The following is a 16,330-nucleotide window of genomic DNA, read 5'->3' as shown; positions in this document are numbered from 1 at the left end:
GGGCTAACTTAGAAGCCTTTCTTTTGTAATTAGATAAGGGAAATTTTATGGGATTAAAACATCTTGAGGACGTGACTTACTTCCGTCTCAATAACGAAATCAACCGTCCTGTCAATGGACAAATCATGCTTCATAAAGATAAGGAAGCCTTGGATGCTTTCTTTAAAGAAAATGTAGTTCCAAATACCATGGTTTTTGATTCAATTACTGATAAAATCAACTACCTCGTTGAACACAACTACATTGAAACTGCATTTCTTAAGAAATACCGTCCAGAGTTTTTGGAAGAATTGCATCAATTTATCAAGGATCAAAACTTCCAATTCAAGTCATTCATGGCTGCCTACAAATTTTACAACCAGTATGCCTTGAAGACTAATGACGGTGAATATTACCTTGAAAGTATGGAAGACCGTGTCTTCTTTAATGCACTTTACTTTGCTGACGGGGATGAAGCAATTGCGACTGATATTGCCAATGAAATCATCCACCAACGTTACCAACCAGCTACCCCTTCCTTTTTGAATGCTGGTCGGGCTCGTCGTGGGGAGTTGGTATCTTGTTTCTTGATTCAAGTAACTGATGACATGAACTCTATCGGACGTTCCATCAACTCTGCTCTTCAACTTTCACGTATCGGTGGTGGTGTGGGAATTTCCCTCAGCAACCTTCGTGAAGCTGGTGCACCTATCAAGGGCTATGAAGGAGCTGCTTCAGGTGTCGTTCCTGTTATGAAGCTTTTCGAAGATAGCTTCTCTTACTCAAATCAATTGGGTCAACGTCAAGGTGCTGGTGTTGTCTACCTCAACGTCTTCCACCCAGATATTATCGCCTTCCTTTCAACTAAGAAAGAAAATGCCGATGAAAAAGTTCGTGTTAAGACCCTTTCACTTGGTGTTGTGGTACCCGATAAATTCTACGAATTAGCACGTAAAAATGAAGAAATGTACCTCTTCAGCCCATATTCTGTCGAAAAAGAGTATGGTGTACCTTTCAACTACATCGACATCACTGAAAAATACGATGAATTAGTTGCAAATCCAAATATCCGCAAGACAAAAATCAAGGCGCGTGATTTGGAAACTGAAATCTCTAAATTGCAACAAGAGTCTGGCTACCCTTATGTAGTCAACATTGATACGGCTAACCGTGCAAATCCTGTTGATGGTAAGATTATCATGAGTAACTTGTGTTCTGAGATTCTTCAAGTCCAAGAACCAAGCTTGATCAACGATGCTCAAGAATTCCTTCAAATGGGAACAGATGTTTCATGTAACCTTGGTTCAACCAACGTGGTCAATATGATGACTTCACCTGACTTTGGTCGTTCTATCCGTGCTATGGTTCGTGCCCTTACTTTCGTTACAGATAGTTCACACATCGTAGCTGTTCCTACCATCGACCACGGAAATAGCCAAGCTCATACCTTTGGTCTTGGTGCCATGGGACTTCACAGCTACCTTGCCCAACAATTGATTGAATATGGATCACCTGAGTCTGTTGAGTTTACAAGCATCTACTTTATGCTCATGAACTACTGGACCTTGGTAGAATCAAACAATATCGCGCGTGAACGTGGTATTACCTTCCACAACTTTGAAAAATCAGACTATGCTAACGGAAGCTACTTTGACAAGTATGTGACTGGCGAGTTTGTTCCAAAATCAGACCATGTTAAAGAACTTTTCAAAGATGTCTTTATCCCAAGTGCTGCTGACTGGGCTGAACTTCGCGACAAGGTTCAAGCAGATGGACTTTACCACCAAAACCGCCTTGCTGTAGCGCCAAATGGTTCTATCAGTTACATCAATGATGTTTCTGCTTCTATCCACCCGATTACGCAACGTATCGAAGAACGTCAAGAAAAGAAAATCGGTAAAATCTACTACCCTGCTGCTGGCTTGTCAACAGAAACCATTCCTTACTACACTTCTGCTTACGACATGGATATGCGTAAGGTGATTGATGTCTATGCTGCCGCAACTGAGCACGTGGACCAAGGACTTTCACTCACACTCTTCATGCGTAGTGACATTCCAAAAGGACTTTACGAATGGAAGAAAGAAAATAAACAAACGACACGTGACTTGTCTATCCTTCGTAACTATGCCTTTAACAAGGGTATCAAGTCTATCTACTACGTCCGTACCTTTACAGATGATGGTGGAGAAGTCGGTGCCAACCAATGTGAAAGCTGTGTGATTTAATCTTTGCTTGAGGAAACTACTTTTTCTCAAATTAGTGATTCATTCACCCTGCTAAACTAAACTGGAATAAGCATCTATACTATGGAAAAACACAAAAGTCGGACTTCCGACTTTTTGTGCGATACTCCTCTAGAATTATGATAAAATAGAAGTAATTGTGAGTTCGCAATACTAAACACAGAAAGAGATTTCAAATGGAAACTTACTACAAAGCCATTAACTGGAATGCCATCGAAGATGTCATCGACAAATCAACTTGGGAAAAACTGACGGAGCAATTCTGGCTTGATACACGTATTCCCTTGTCAAATGACTTGGATGACTGGAGAAAGCTATCAAACAAGGAAAAAGACCTGGTCGGTAAAGTCTTTGGTGGATTAACTCTCTTGGATACCATGCAATCTGAAACTGGGGTTCAAGCCCTTCGCGCAGACATCCGTACACCCCATGAGGAAGCTGTTTTCAATAACATCCAATTTATGGAATCTGTCCACGCTAAATCTTACTCATCAATCTTTTCTACCTTGAATACTAAGGCTGAGATTGAAGAAATTTTCGAATGGACCAATACCAATCCTTACCTACAAAAGAAGGCTGAGATTGTCAACGAAATCTACCTAAACGGTAGCCCACTTGAAAAGAAAGTTGCCAGTGTCTTCCTCGAAACCTTCCTCTTCTACTCTGGTTTCTTCACTCCCCTCTACTATCTCGGTAACAACAAGCTAGCCAACGTTGCGGAAATCATCAAACTGATTATTCGTGATGAGTCTGTTCACGGAACCTACATTGGTTACAAATTCCAACTTGGTTTCAATGAATTACCTGAAGAAGAGCAAGAAAAACTCAAAGAATGGATGTACGATCTGCTCTACACTCTTTATGAAAATGAAGAAGGCTATACAGAAAGCCTCTATGACGGTGTTGGTTGGACGGAAGAAGTTAAAACCTTCCTTCGCTACAATGCTAACAAGGCTCTCATGAACCTGGGACAAGATCCACTCTTCCCAGATTCAGCTGATGATGTCAACCCAATCGTTATGAACGGTATTTCAACAGGAACTTCTAACCACGACTTCTTCTCTCAAGTCGGAAATGGTTACCTCCTTGGTGAAGTTGAAGCCATGCAAGACGATGATTACAACTACGGTTTGGACTAATGTTATCTATTTTATAAGCAATAACAAATATCATGGTTTGTTTAAAACAACCATGATATTTTTGTTTTTGTTTTCTTTTGTTTTTTAAATTGATTGATTGAATACTTTATGATAAAATAGTAATAGAAATAGAGGTGATAACGATGTTAAAGCAGGAAAAACTAGATAATATTCTAGAAACGGTAAATACAAAGGGAACTATTACTGTAAAAGAAATCATGACTCGCTTGGATGTGTCAGATATGACTGCTAGACGCTACTTGCAAGAGTTGGCAGACAAGGATTTACTTGTTCGAGTTCACGGTGGAGCTGAGAAAATTCGCACAGGTTCTATTTTAAATAATGAGCGTTCCAATATTGAAAAACAAGGCTTACAAATCGCAGAAAAACAAGAAATCAGCCGTTTTGCAGGCCATTTAATTGATGAGGGTGAAACTATTTTTATCGGCCCTGGTACGACCTTAGAATCTTTTGCCCGTGAACTTCCAATTGATAATATTCGTGTTGTAACAAACAGTTTACCAGTCTTTCTCATCTTAAACGAACGAAAACTAACAGATTTGATTTTAATCGGTGGAAACTACCGCTCTATCACTGGAGCCTTTGTGGGAACACTAACCTTGCAAAACTTAGCCAATCTTCAATTTTCTAAAGCTTTCGTTAGCTGTAATGGTATTCAGGACAATGCGATTGCGACCTTTAGTGAAGAGGAAGGTGAATCCCAACGCATCGCCCTCAACAATTCCAATAAAAAATACTTACTAGCTGACAATAGTAAGTTCAATAAATTTGATTTTTATACCTTCTACAATATCTCTGATATTGATACCATCGTTTCAGATTCTAAACTGAGCAAAGAAACCTTCGAACAACTTTCAAAGCAAACAAAAATTATTCTTTCTAAACCATAAAACTGAGGATTGATAAAATATAAAATGCGTCATATCAAGAAAATAAGAATCTTGATATGACGCATTTTTTGATGAAGATTTTTACAAAGAGTTTCCTAGATTCTTTATGATTGTTGAAACGGCATAAAATCTGAATCAAAGGAGATGTTATCCCGTTCTTCAGGACTGATAAAATTTAAAAAGATAATTTTAAATTCTTCCAGCTCATAGTCTGAATGGCAAATCCATTCTTTACCGGTAGAGACATACCATTTCCCAAGTTTTTTCAGCTCCTCATTAGTCAAACAAGGTATTTGAGAACATTTATCAAAATTGATAATATAAACTTTTTCATAAATAGATTGGATAAAATCTTTGAACATCTTTTGCCTCACTAGAATTCTATATCTAATTACTCATTCTACTACTCAATCACTTGAGTTTCCGCTACTTTCTTGTACCAGTGAGCTGATTTCTTAGGATAACGTTCTTGAGTTTCAAAGTCTACATAGAAGAGACCGTAACGTTTTTCATAACCGTTTGACCATGAGAAGACGTCCATCAATGACCAGATGAAATATCCTTTGACATTTGCACCATCAGCAATCGCATCAGATAAGACCTCTAAGTGTTGTTTGACATAATCAATACGGCCATCATCATAAACAGTGTTATCAACGAACTCATCTTTATACCCTAGACCATTTTCAGTGATGTAAATCTTCTTGTAATTAGGATAATCTTTCTTCACACGCATGATTTGGTCATACAAACCTTGAGGGTAGATAATCCAATCCCAGTCTGTACGTGGGACATAGTCAGGCGCCACTCGACGTCCAACTCCCTTAATCTGATATTTAGAGCTTCCTTTTTCACCCTTACCGTTGTGAATGATTTCTGTTTCGCCATCAAAGGCTTGCATCCAATCACTCATGTAGTAGTTAATACCAAGGAAGTCGTTCAGGTCTTTTGCTGCTTCTAGCACAGCAAAGTCTTCTTCACGCAGATCTAAACTTCCACCATTGACTGCTAAGATATGGTTGACACCTTCCATCGTTTCATCTGAATAGCGTCCAAGATAAGTTGCATCCAAGATAAATTTATTGTGGATGATATCTTCCAACTCAGCAGCGCGAACATCTGCTGGATTTTTAGGATCTAAAGGATACTTGGTTGGCAGTGCGTGAACAACACCAATTTCGCCTTTATAGCCTTTTTCTTTATATAGCTTAACTGCACGCGCATGAGAAACCATCATATTGTGGTGCGATTGGAAAACTTTGGCAAGGTCGTACTGAATACCTGGAGGGAATTTACCAACTAAATATTGACCATCACCGATTGGTCCAATTTCATTGAATGTTGTCCAATAGTTTACTTCTGGAAATTCTTCAAAACAGAAGGCAGCGTAATCTACAAAGTGTTCGATATTTTCACGGTTTAAGAAGTCGCCATTTGAATGAAGTGCTTCTGGCGTGTCAAAGTGATGAAGAGTCACGAAGGGCTCAACATGCCGTTTGTGGCACTCTGCAAATAGATTATGATAGAACTCAACCCCCTTGTCATTAACCTTCCCATAACCCGTTGGAAAGATACGTGACCAAGCGATTGAAATACGGATACCATTGACTCCATACTCTTCTGCAAGTTTGAGGTCAACTGGGTATTTGTGATAGAAATCACTGGCTGGTTCAGCAGTGTACCAGTAGTTATCTTTGAGGTATTTGTCCCAGGCGACTGGCCCTTTACCATCAGTATGTGTAGCACCTTCTGCTTGATAGGCAGCTGTTGCGCCACCAAAAATAAAGTCTTTTGGTAATGTTTTTGTCATTTTTTTCACCTATTTCTTGATTTAAATAAAGTAAAAGTGAGAGGAGAGGAGTCAGTGAGCCATCCTTCTCCATCTCACTTTTTGTACCAAGTCACCGAATTGTGACATAAGGAGGTAAAAACGATATCTTTTTACCGACGAATTAACAAGGCGATTAGGAAATTCGCCATAGCGATTACCGTAACGAGAGGAGACTGTTTCACAGTCCCTAGCCTTAATCGAATTGAGCTTGTACGAATGCAAGAGCACCTTTTCCATCACGAGTTAATTTGATGTATTGAGCGCCTTCTGTTTTCGCAAGTTTGATACCGAGTTTATCTGTTTCTGCTTTCATGTCTTCAAAGTTTGAAGCAACTTGAGGGGCAAGGATAACTAGATCAAACTCTGGTAACATTTCACGATGAGCACCATAGCCACCTGCTGCTGCTTTCACAGGAACATTGTACTCTGCAGCTGCCTTGTTCAAAGCATTTGCAAGAAGTCCACTTGTCCCTCCACCTGCACAGAGAACGAGGACATTTGTTTCTTCAGTGATTGTATTTTGTGCTGCTTCTACACCAGCTTTTTCAAGAATAGCATCTGCTTTTGCAGTGTTGAAGTTTGCAGCAACTTTTTCTTTCAATTCATCATTAGATTTACCTGAACGTTCTTCTTCAAGAATTTGTTCATCATAGACCTTAAGGAATGGATAGTAAATGACTACGTCAACCACGATTAGAAGGGCAGCAAGAATGAATGATAGAACTTGGAAGTTCGTACCAAGAACTAGACCTAGTGGAGCTGGAGTTGTCCATGGTAGATTAGCAGTAAATGAATTCATTCCAAGAGTTTCAATGAAGAATTTAAAGATCCAAACGTTTGCGATGGGAGCAAAAATAAATGGAATGAAGAAAATCGGGTTCAATACAAGAGGTGCACCAAACAAGATTGGTTCATTTACACCGAAGAAGGTAGGAACTACTGAAGCGCGTCCGATTGCACGATTACGTTTTGATTTTGTTAACCACATGAACATGAAAGGAACAACCAATGTCGCACCAGTACCACCCATGGTCACGATAAACATTTGTGTACCAGAAGTAAGAATCTTGTCAGCGTGCATGCCTTGTTGGAGAAGGTTCAAGTTGACTTCGGCATTGGCATAGGTAATTGCTGCGATAGCAGGTTCAACAATAGATGGACCGTGGATACCAACAAACCAGAAGAAGGCAAAGGCACCAAAGATAATGGTGATACCTAGATAACCATCAGCAGCAGAGAATAATGGTGCAAAGAATTTACCGATTGACTCTGCTACACTAGCACCAACAAAATGACGAGCTAGTAAATCAAGAGCATAAAGAGAAACAACTGATAGAGTGAATGGAATCACATCTTTAAAGACTTGTGAGATATTTGGTGGAACTTCGTCTGGCATGCGAATAGTGACGTTGTTCTTAACACAAACCTTATAGATGGCTACAGTAACAAAGGCAGCAAGGAAGGCTGAAAGCAAACCTTTTGTCCCCAAGAATCCAGTAGCTAGACCATTTTCGATAGGATCAGCTGCCAACATCAACAAACCAACAATTGCTGCTAACAGTGTTGACATATAGTTGATTTGATTGGTTTTCTCCATGCTACGGTTTACTGAGTCGGTCAATGACTTAGCTGTTGTACCAGCTACCAAGAGAGCTAGAATCCCCATTGAATAGCTGTAAGGTTTCATCAGAAAGGCTACAACTTCATCAGACCATTTAAAGCCCCATGAGTTGGGTACAAAGGCAATCAAGATAAAAATACTCGAGAAGAGAATAACAGGCATACCTGCAATGAAACCATCACGAATAGCACGAAGATAGATATTACGAGATAGTTTCTCAAAGAAAGGTTTTCCTTTCTCAATAAATGCAATTAGTTTATTCATTATTTAACTCCTCTCTTGTACAGTTCAATTAAATGGTGCATCAAATCTTTTAACAAGATAGTTGTCATCAAGTGGTCTTGGCCATGCATCATGGTTACACTATAAGCCAAATCCTCACCAGAAGCTTCCTTAGTTAATAGACTTGTTTGCGCGTGGTGAGCCTCTGCAATACAGCTACCAGCTTCCTCTACCAAAGTGTCCGCTTTCGCAAAATCACCAGCTTCAGCAGCCTTCAAGGCTTCCAATAATTTTGAACGAGCATCGCCAGCATAGGCTACGATTTCAAAACCTAACAATGTTACTTCTTCTCTATTCATGATAGAATTCTCCTTATATAGTTTTAAATAAATTTTTATGACAATAAACGTTGGATATGTAGAACTAGATAAACTCGTTCACTTTTATACAAATCAAGACCCGTATGTTGCGTAATCACATCATAGATCTTGGAACCAATCTCGAACGCTTTTGGATAGGATTGTTTAATGTGATCTTCCATATCCAGAAGTGATTGGTTATCATCTCTAGATCTGTCTAAATAATCCAAGAAATAATTCAAATGTATCATAAAACGATCATAGAAATGATTATTCTCTTTGGTTCGTTGAATTGCATAGTCCGTTAAAACTTCTTCAACATTCCTGAGAATTTCTTTCCTCTTATCAATCGACTCCACAAGTTCCACTTCATTTTCACCTTCGGCATTAATGAAATGATAAGCAATCCGAATAATTTCGTCCTCAGGAAAATGATCTGCTAGCTTCTGGCGGTAAATTTCAAATGCTTCATTTGCGATTTGAAAAGCGACAGGATACTTAGTGGAAATATCTGGTAGATTACTATCCTTGTACCTTCCTTGTGCTAGAGCTTGGTAAGAACAGTAAATATGATCTGTCAAGGTTACGTAGAGATACTCTTGAATCGGATAATGATATTTCTTTGATAGCTTATCAATGATTTCATAGGTCACTGTGATAAAATCAAGCGGAACATCTTTGAGGAGAGCCATAAAGTTTTCTCTTGACTCTTCGGTCTTCATCCGAAAGATTTTCTCAACCTGCTGTTCAGCAATCAAATCCCCTTTCTTCTTTCCAAATGCAATCCCCTTACCAATCACAATCACTTCTTCTCCTTTATCATTTCTGACAAGCGAGACATTGTGATTCATTGGATTTAGAATTCGATACATGTCAACCTCCTTTTATATTTTAAAGGTATATGAGTATAAAAAATGACCACAAATGAACTAGAAAATCAGCCAATTTCTAATTCACCTGTGATCATGCCTAATATTACTTAGTAACACTCACCTTGTATTAACTTGTGATTTAAGTATAGCACAAGTAAGTTATTTTGTAAACCTTTACATACAACTTTTTTTAAAATTTTTTAGATTCATGTTCCTAACCTAGGAGGACTTTCTTACACGCGTTCTTTCCATGAAGTTGCTGTTGTTTGAAGAACTTTATTGAGCTCATCAATGTTTTCAAATCCAGTTGTGCGAAGCCATTCACGAGCTGCGGCTTCACCATCTTTGATGTATGCTTCAACTGATCCAGCCCATGTAGCACGGCCACAAAGAACTCCGTTAAAGTTTGCACCTGATTCATGGGCAAATACAAGAGTATCTTGGAAGAGTTTAGCTGATACACCAGCACTCAAGTAGATGTAAGGCAAGTTAGTTGCTTCATCTTGGGCTTTGAAGAAGGATGCTGCTTCTTCACGTGTATAAACTACTTCACCTTCAGCGAAGCCTTCAACATATTTAATGTTAACAGGAACTTCTACTTTCAAGACATCAATGTTAAAGCGTGGGTCTGAGAAGACTTTCATAGCACCAATAACTTTGTGTGGTTTTACTTTCGCGTATTCTACAGAACCTGCGTCTGCAATTTTTTCATCGTAAGCAAGAATTTCAAGGAAGAATGGGATATCTTCAGCCACACATTCAGAACCGATACGTTCGATGTAAGCTTGTTTTTCTTGGTTAAGTTCGTCTGAGCTATCTACATCATAGTAAAGCAAGAATTTAACTGCATCTGCACCTTCTTCTTTAATACGTTTTGCAGACCAAACATCCAAGCAGTCTGGCAAGCGTTTTGTGCTTGTTGTGTCATAACCTGTTTTTTCATAAGCAAGGAGAAGACCAGCTTTTTCATCAAGAGCTTTAGTTGCTGGAAGTCCATATTCTGGATCAAGAAGCATAGATGAAGCGTATTTAGTCAATTCATCTGCTACCAAAACTTTAAGTTCTTCCATTTGAGCTACAGTTGGTTCTTCTGTTTGGTGTTGAGCCATGAGGCGTTTCAACGCACCACGTTGGTCAAATGCAAGAGCTGAGATGATACCATTTTCATCAGAAAGTTTTTCTAAGCGTGCACGTTTTTGTTCTGTTAAAGCCATTTTATACCTCTTTTACTATTAATTGATCATATAAAGCTTGATAGTTGGCCATGTTGACATGACCGGTCATTTTTTCTTGAGCATTGAGCATACCAAGGACATTTGCCTTGATGAGTAATTCTGCATCCGATTCTTTGTGAAGAAGTCCTGAAGAAATCCCTGCCACAGTAGAGTCTCCAGATCCAACAGGATTTACTACCTGAATTCTAGGAATATCTACCTTGTAGAAAGTGTCACCATGTTTGGCAAAAGCACCGTTGGCACCAAGTGAAACGATAATCCATTCAATACCTGCAAATAAAGGTTCTTGAAGAACTTCTTTTAATTCATCCAAATCCTCAGAAACTTCTCTTCCTAGAAGTTGAGACAATTCCTCATTATTTGGTTTGATGACTGTTGGTTTATGTGGGGATTCAAGAACCGCCTGAAGTGCTGCACCAGAGCAGTCCAAGACAACAGGCTTGCCAGCTTGATTAGCAAGTTCTACCAAGCTCGCATAGTAATCAACTGGAAGGCCAGCTGGCAGACTACCTGAGATAGCTACTACTTCAACTGACTCCAAGAGTTTTTTGAAATGTTCCAAAAAGCCTTGACCTTCTTGTTCCAATACTTCAGGTCCTTTTTCAAGAACTTCTGTTTGGTTATCTCCATGAAGAATAGCGATACAGTTACGAGTTTCTCCCTGAATTGAGAAGAAATCTTTCTTTACTTGATCATCGATATTTTCAACCAAAAACTCACCAAGTTTGCCACCCACTAAACCAGTAGCAAGAACAGAATCCCCAAATTCTGAAAGTACTCGGGTAACATTGAGTCCCTTACCACCAGCCGTTTTGGTTACATCCACCACACGATTGACAGTATCAATCTTTAACTCATCCAAGGGATAGGAAATATCAATGGATGGGTTCATTGTGACTGTTAAAATCATAGGTCACCTCTTAGTCGTGGTATTCTCCGCGATCCCATTTTTCAAGGAATTCAGTGAAGAAGTTTGCGTCTGTTTGTTGAGCATTGTGACTTTCAACGTGTTCAATTTTCGCAATCAATTTTTTGTTTTCTTCAGATGGTTTGTATTCAGCATGGATGAAAGCTTCGATGATATCACACATAAGCAATTCACCAGTAATCTTACCACCAAATCCGATAACGTTGGCGTTCAATTGTTCTTTAGCATAAAGGGCTGTTGTCATATCACGAACCAAGGCAGAACGGACACCTGGAACTTTATTTACAGCGTTGTTGATACCAACACCAGTACCACAGATACATACTCCAAGATCAGCTTGACCGCTAGTTACAGCTTCTCCTACTTTTTTACCAAAGATTGGGTAGTGAGTACGTGTATGGTCATATGTACCAAAGTCAATGACTTCATATCCTTTTGATTTCAAAAATTCTGAAACCGCCATTTTTTCATCTGTTACGATGTGGTCACATCCAATTGCAATTCTCATTAGTTATTCCCTCCGATTAATTATATAAATCTAATATCATTTATCCTTACTCAAGAAAAATCAAGATTAGCTTAGGAAGCGAGCTGCGAGCATAACTGAGGTTAGCTAAAGTGAGCTGACAACAGATTATCTTGATTTTTGAAGAGTATTAGCACATTTTGTTCAACATATCGACCCTAATTTGGTGACGTCCACCATCGTATTTACCGTTAACAAATCCTTTAGCAATGTTTTTAGCCAATTCATCACCAACAAGTTGTGCACCCATAGTGATCATACGTGAGTTGTTATGACCACGAGTCATATAAGCTGAACGTTCGTCAGATACTTCTGCAGCAACCATTCCTTTGATTTTTGTTGCGACCATGAATGGACCAGCTCCATAAGCATCAATCACAATTCCAAGGTTTTGTTCTTCTTTGTTTACTTCTGCAGCAACAGCAAGAGTCACATCAACAAAGTCTTGACCTTCAGCTGTAACATCCACAACGTGGAAGTTTTCTTTTTCCAAGAAGTCTTTCACAACTTCTTTCAATCTCAAACCTGCAGCATCTGCACCGATAACAATAGACATATTGTATACTCCTTTTTATTTTTCTAGGCTAGTAAAACCTTTTATAGTTAGCAGTTTAGCTACAAAAAGCTTTCTAGCAGTTTATTGACAAATTGGATTGAATGAGGTGAATGACACCTTATTCAAGTTTAGGAAACCAGTTTCCTAGAAATAATCCTTCTTCACGAAAGAGAATATAACAAGTGATTATTTGTTTGTTGCAAACATCATTTGTTCCTTACAAACATAATATACTCCTATTTCCTGAAAAAGTCAACAGTTAATGTTTGTTTTTGTGTTTTTTAACTAAAAATTTCGATATCAAAACCAATTTGATCCACTTGACCAGGTTCTAGGAGACGAACATTCTTCTTATCTTCTAGATGATCTCCTTCTTCAAGGGATGTTGACAAGCCAGACCATGGTTCAAAGGCAATGAAAGGACCTTTATTCAAAGTTGACCAGATGATGAGGTTTGGAAACTCTGCAAAGTGCACTTTCAATCCCTTATCATGTTTACGGGAACGAAGGGCAATTGTTCTAGATTGTAATTCATCTAAGGTAACTGCATCTGTACTAAACAAATCATAGCTGAGGTCTAATTCTTTTTGCCCTTCTAACCATGGACTTCTATCTTGGAAATCCAACATACCTGTTTCTGGGAAAGGACGTGGAACAGAGCAAGTCTCTTCTTTCTCAAACTCTAAATAGTAATCTTCATAGATCTCATCGTCCAGTAGAGGACAATTAAATCCTGGATGGCCACCAATAAAGTAAGGCATGACCTTGCTAGTTTCTTTATTAAATATTTTGTATTGAGTTCGTACTGTCTTGCCAGTAAGGATATAAGTGATTTCTAAGCGGAAATGATAAGGATAGTTTTGATAGCTATTCTCATCGTCTTCAATTGCAAAAGTTACACTCTTGTCTGTCTGTTCAACTAATTCAAATTCTTTCTTACGAACCAAACCATGACGAGGAATCTTTCCTTTGCTTTCTTGCCCCTTCTCATCTATATAAACGGCTGTATCCTCTCTCAATGAACCACAAATGGGGAAGAGAACAGGAGCTTGTCCACTCCAATAAGTGGCATCCCCTTGCCACAAATACTCAAGTCCCTCAGCATCTTTTATAGAAGAAAGAGCCCCACCAAAACTGTTAAATTGAACTCTTAATTGTTCTGATTTTAATTCAATTACCATTATTTTCTCCGATTTCTTGATAGTTTATAAAAAACTAGGCTGTCACTCCTATCAGGAAAATAACAACCTAGCTTTAACAATTTACATTTTATAGGAGCGCATTATTTTGCTTTCGCTGCGTACTCTTCGTTACGTTTGATCATTTGTTTTCTGTACCAAGCAAAGATACCGATATAGAATACAAGGAAGACTACTGCACCAAGGATTGCTTTGATATCACCAGTTGTAGTGTTACCAATTGTCCAACCAAGAAGTTTTTCGATTGGTCCTTCAAGAGTTGAGTGAGTAATCAATTGAGTTTGGCTCACACCTGCTGGGAAGGCACCTACACCTTTAGCAAGTTCTGTCGCGAATGGTGCAATAAGTGTACCTGAAAGAAGGAAGAGTGGCAACAAGAGTGTTCCGAAGATAATCATACGGAGCAATTTACCACGAGTTACAACCAAGAGAGCTGGAGTAACACCCATAGCGATGATACCTGCAAGTGGCAAGATACCATTTCCGACTTTTGAAAGAAGCACAGCTTCAATCAACATGATTGGTGCAAGTACGTTGGCACAAGCCCAGATTTCAGCACGACCAGCGATGAAAGGCCAGTCAAGACCGATGTTAAATTTACGTCCTTGAAGACGTTTAGTAGCAACATTTGTAATACCTTGTGAAAGTGGTTCTACGGCAGCGATGAACCATGAACCGATAAGTGAGAAGAGTTCCAAAGATACACCGGCAGTCAAACCAAGAGACAACCATCCTTTGATAACAAGACGCCATTTATCTGCATCTGCAACCCCTTCAATTGGATGTGGAGTTCCCATAATACCGATAACGATACCAAGGATGAAACCAATAAAGAATTTAGAACCCCAGAAACCGATTTTCTTGTTCAATTTTGCAGCGTCAAAGTCATATTTATCAAGACCTGGGAAGAATTTTTCAAAAATCTTATCCAAAACCATGATAACTGGGTTCATCATATAGTTCATGTGAGTTGATGTCATTGGTGATGAACTTGGAGCGTTAAGAAGGTCATCAAATGTAGGTTTCATCAAGTCAGAGTTGATAATTTTCAACACACCAACAAGGACGATAGCTGCTGTAGCAATAAAGAGTGAAACCCCTTGGCTCACACCATTGTTGTCAGCATACCATTTAATCAAAAGACCTGTGATAGACAAGTGCCAGATATCAAAGATATCGACATCAAGTGTATCGGTTTTCTTCATAGCAAGCATCACTACGTTGACAATCAACATGATAAGCAAGAAGTAAAGTGTCCAAGCAGATCCCCAAGTGATTGTTGCAAGTGGTGCCCAACCAACGTCAGTGATACTCAATTGGATACCAGTGTTTTCAACGAATTTTGCAAGTGATGCTGAGAAAGCACCATTTAGCATACCGATGATGGCACCGATACCTGTAAGAGCGATGGCAAGTTTAATACCACCTTCTAGCGCTTTGGAGAATTTCACTCCAAAAAGTAAAGCCAATACTGTCAAAATGATTAACATGATGACAGGTCCACCCATTTCTAAGATGGGATTGAAAACCTTTCCAATTAGGTCAAAGATTGCATCCATAACAGTTCCTCCCTTTTTATGTTATATGAATGTTAACAAATTAGAATTAGCTTAATCCGTGTTCTTTAATGGCTGCTTCAATATTGTCAAATACTGGAGCACTCATAGCTGGAATACGGAATAAGATTGGTCCAGCTTCGATAACTGGAATACCTGGGTCAAAACCAAGATCTGTTGCAGCAATTGGTGTGAAGATGTCATAACCTTTGATAAGATCTTCGTTAACGTCTTTTACCATAACTGCATCACAGTGAACATCAAAACCGCGGTTTGAAAGTTCTTCTTCAAGAGCACTTTTAATTTGGTGGCTTGAGTTAACACCTGCACCGCAGGCAGCAAGAATTTTAATCATATGGATTTCCTCCGATTTAATATTTTTAATAGACAAGATTAAGCAATTGCTTCAGCAATATAAGCATAGAGGGCTTCTGGTTCAGAAATTTTTGATAGGTCTTCAAGATGACTATTTCCAGTAAAGAAGTCCATCAACTGAGCAAGAATGTTCGTTTGACTTGAACTTGAGTTATTAATGATAAAGAAGAGTAAGGATACCTCTACTTCCTTATCTGGCGCAATCATATTGTGAAAAGTCACTGGTTTTTCTAATCGAACGACCACAACTTTTTCAGCTAGATTATGAACAATATCTGTATGAGGAATAGCCACATTCGGCAAATCCTTACCTAAAAATTCCATATCTAAACCAGTTGGAAATGACTTTTCACGCGTGATCAAGGCTTCACGATAGGTTGGAGTTACGATTTCTCGTTCTTCCAATAAAGTAGCAACCTGATCAAAGAGATGTTCTTGATTATCCGCTTCTAAGCAAAACACAAGGTTTTTGTCAAAGAAATGATCTAATCCCATAAGGTTTTCCCTTCTTTCCATTAACTTTATGCTATAAGTATAACACTATATGAAATCGTTGTCAATATTTTTTTGTTGTTTTTTGTCCTTTTTTTGATTATTTTGTTTATTTTTTATCTTTACAACCAAAACAAACATTTAAAACAAACACTTTAAACAATTTAATTCTATTATAAATGATAAAAGGCTCTATAATATTTGTAGTGGGTAAATCCCCTATAGATATTATGGAGCCGTTTTTATTGTAGAAAAAAAGTCCCATAAGATCTATAATGAAAAG

At 38.6% G+C, this 16,330-nt stretch carries 16 protein-coding genes; 3 read left to right on the top strand and 13 right to left on the bottom strand.

The window, feature by feature from the left end; all coding sequences use genetic code 11:
• Positions 1–47 precede the first annotated feature (47 nt).
• From nrdE to B7698_RS00710, 3 genes are all read left to right on the top strand, one after another.
• Positions 48–2,207, top strand: coding sequence for a class 1b ribonucleoside-diphosphate reductase subunit alpha (gene nrdE, locus B7698_RS00720; RefSeq protein ID WP_084864334.1), 2,160 nt, complete (start codon positions 48–50; stop codon positions 2,205–2,207).
• A 194-nt stretch (positions 2,208–2,401) separates the two neighbouring features.
• Positions 2,402–3,364: a class 1b ribonucleoside-diphosphate reductase subunit beta gene (nrdF, locus tag B7698_RS00715; RefSeq protein WP_000451364.1), complete on the top strand. Its 963-nt coding sequence runs from the start codon at positions 2,402–2,404 to the stop codon at positions 3,362–3,364.
• A gap of 143 nt (positions 3,365–3,507) precedes the next feature.
• Entirely contained in the window at positions 3,508–4,275 is a 768-nt protein-coding gene (locus B7698_RS00710; protein WP_084864333.1) for a DeoR/GlpR family DNA-binding transcription regulator, read from the top strand.
• 104 nt (positions 4,276–4,379) lie between these two features.
• On the opposite strand, the gene B7698_RS00705 is transcribed toward B7698_RS00710, so the two are convergent.
• From B7698_RS00705 to B7698_RS00645, 13 genes are all read right to left on the bottom strand, one after another.
• Positions 4,380–4,637: a DUF3884 family protein gene (locus B7698_RS00705; RefSeq protein WP_023948162.1), complete on the bottom strand. Its 258-nt coding sequence runs from the start codon at positions 4,635–4,637 to the stop codon at positions 4,380–4,382.
• Positions 4,638–4,678: 41 nt separating this feature from the next.
• The gene (lacG, locus tag B7698_RS00700; RefSeq protein WP_084864332.1) at positions 4,679–6,085 is read right to left on the bottom strand and encodes a 6-phospho-beta-galactosidase; all 1,407 of its coding nucleotides are present in this window, start codon (positions 6,083–6,085) and stop codon (positions 4,679–4,681) included.
• A gap of 214 nt (positions 6,086–6,299) precedes the next feature.
• On the bottom strand, positions 6,300–7,991 hold the full coding sequence (locus B7698_RS00695) for a lactose-specific PTS transporter subunit EIIC (RefSeq protein ID WP_001037324.1): 1,692 nt from the start codon (positions 7,989–7,991) through the stop codon (positions 6,300–6,302).
• Positions 7,991–8,308, bottom strand: coding sequence for a PTS lactose/cellobiose transporter subunit IIA (locus tag B7698_RS00690; RefSeq protein ID WP_001078329.1), 318 nt, complete (start codon positions 8,306–8,308; stop codon positions 7,991–7,993). The genes B7698_RS00695 and B7698_RS00690 overlap by 1 nt, the downstream gene beginning before the upstream one ends.
• A 35-nt stretch (positions 8,309–8,343) precedes the next feature.
• Entirely contained in the window at positions 8,344–9,180 is an 837-nt protein-coding gene (locus B7698_RS00685) for a PRD domain-containing protein (RefSeq protein WP_045611529.1), read from the bottom strand.
• Positions 9,181–9,413: 233 nt separating this feature from the next.
• A complete protein-coding gene (gene lacD, locus B7698_RS00680) occupies positions 9,414–10,394 on the bottom strand; it encodes a tagatose-bisphosphate aldolase (protein ID WP_084864331.1) in 981 nt (326 codons plus the stop codon).
• A 1-nt stretch (position 10,395) separates the two neighbouring features.
• The gene (locus tag B7698_RS00675) at positions 10,396–11,325 is read right to left on the bottom strand and encodes a tagatose-6-phosphate kinase (protein ID WP_084864330.1); all 930 of its coding nucleotides are present in this window, start codon (positions 11,323–11,325) and stop codon (positions 10,396–10,398) included.
• A gap of 10 nt (positions 11,326–11,335) precedes the next feature.
• On the bottom strand, positions 11,336–11,851 hold the full coding sequence (gene lacB, locus B7698_RS00670; protein WP_001216913.1) for a galactose-6-phosphate isomerase subunit LacB: 516 nt from the start codon (positions 11,849–11,851) through the stop codon (positions 11,336–11,338).
• Positions 11,852–11,999: 148 nt separating this feature from the next.
• Positions 12,000–12,425 (bottom strand): galactose-6-phosphate isomerase subunit LacA, encoded by a 426-nt coding sequence (gene lacA, locus B7698_RS00665; RefSeq protein WP_000029277.1) that lies wholly within the window; start codon positions 12,423–12,425, stop codon positions 12,000–12,002.
• 281 nt (positions 12,426–12,706) lie between these two features.
• Positions 12,707–13,606 (bottom strand): aldose 1-epimerase family protein, encoded by a 900-nt coding sequence (locus B7698_RS00660; protein WP_084864329.1) that lies wholly within the window; start codon positions 13,604–13,606, stop codon positions 12,707–12,709.
• Between the two features lie 101 nt (positions 13,607–13,707).
• The gene (locus tag B7698_RS00655) at positions 13,708–15,183 is read right to left on the bottom strand and encodes a PTS galactitol transporter subunit IIC (RefSeq protein ID WP_000338721.1); all 1,476 of its coding nucleotides are present in this window, start codon (positions 15,181–15,183) and stop codon (positions 13,708–13,710) included.
• A 46-nt stretch (positions 15,184–15,229) separates the two neighbouring features.
• A complete protein-coding gene (locus B7698_RS00650) occupies positions 15,230–15,535 on the bottom strand; it encodes a PTS sugar transporter subunit IIB (RefSeq protein WP_000590547.1) in 306 nt (101 codons plus the stop codon).
• A gap of 38 nt (positions 15,536–15,573) precedes the next feature.
• Positions 15,574–16,050 carry a PTS sugar transporter subunit IIA gene (locus B7698_RS00645; RefSeq protein ID WP_000521976.1) on the bottom strand — a complete coding sequence of 159 codons (477 nt, stop codon included), beginning with the start codon at positions 16,048–16,050 and terminating at the stop codon, positions 15,574–15,576.
• Positions 16,051–16,330: the final 280 nt, after the last annotated feature.

The sequence above is a fragment of the Streptococcus mitis genome, from assembly GCF_002096855.1.
Lineage (GTDB): Bacteria > Bacillota > Bacilli > Lactobacillales > Streptococcaceae > Streptococcus > Streptococcus mitis_Y.
This window is presented reverse-complemented; position numbering and strand designations above follow the sequence as displayed.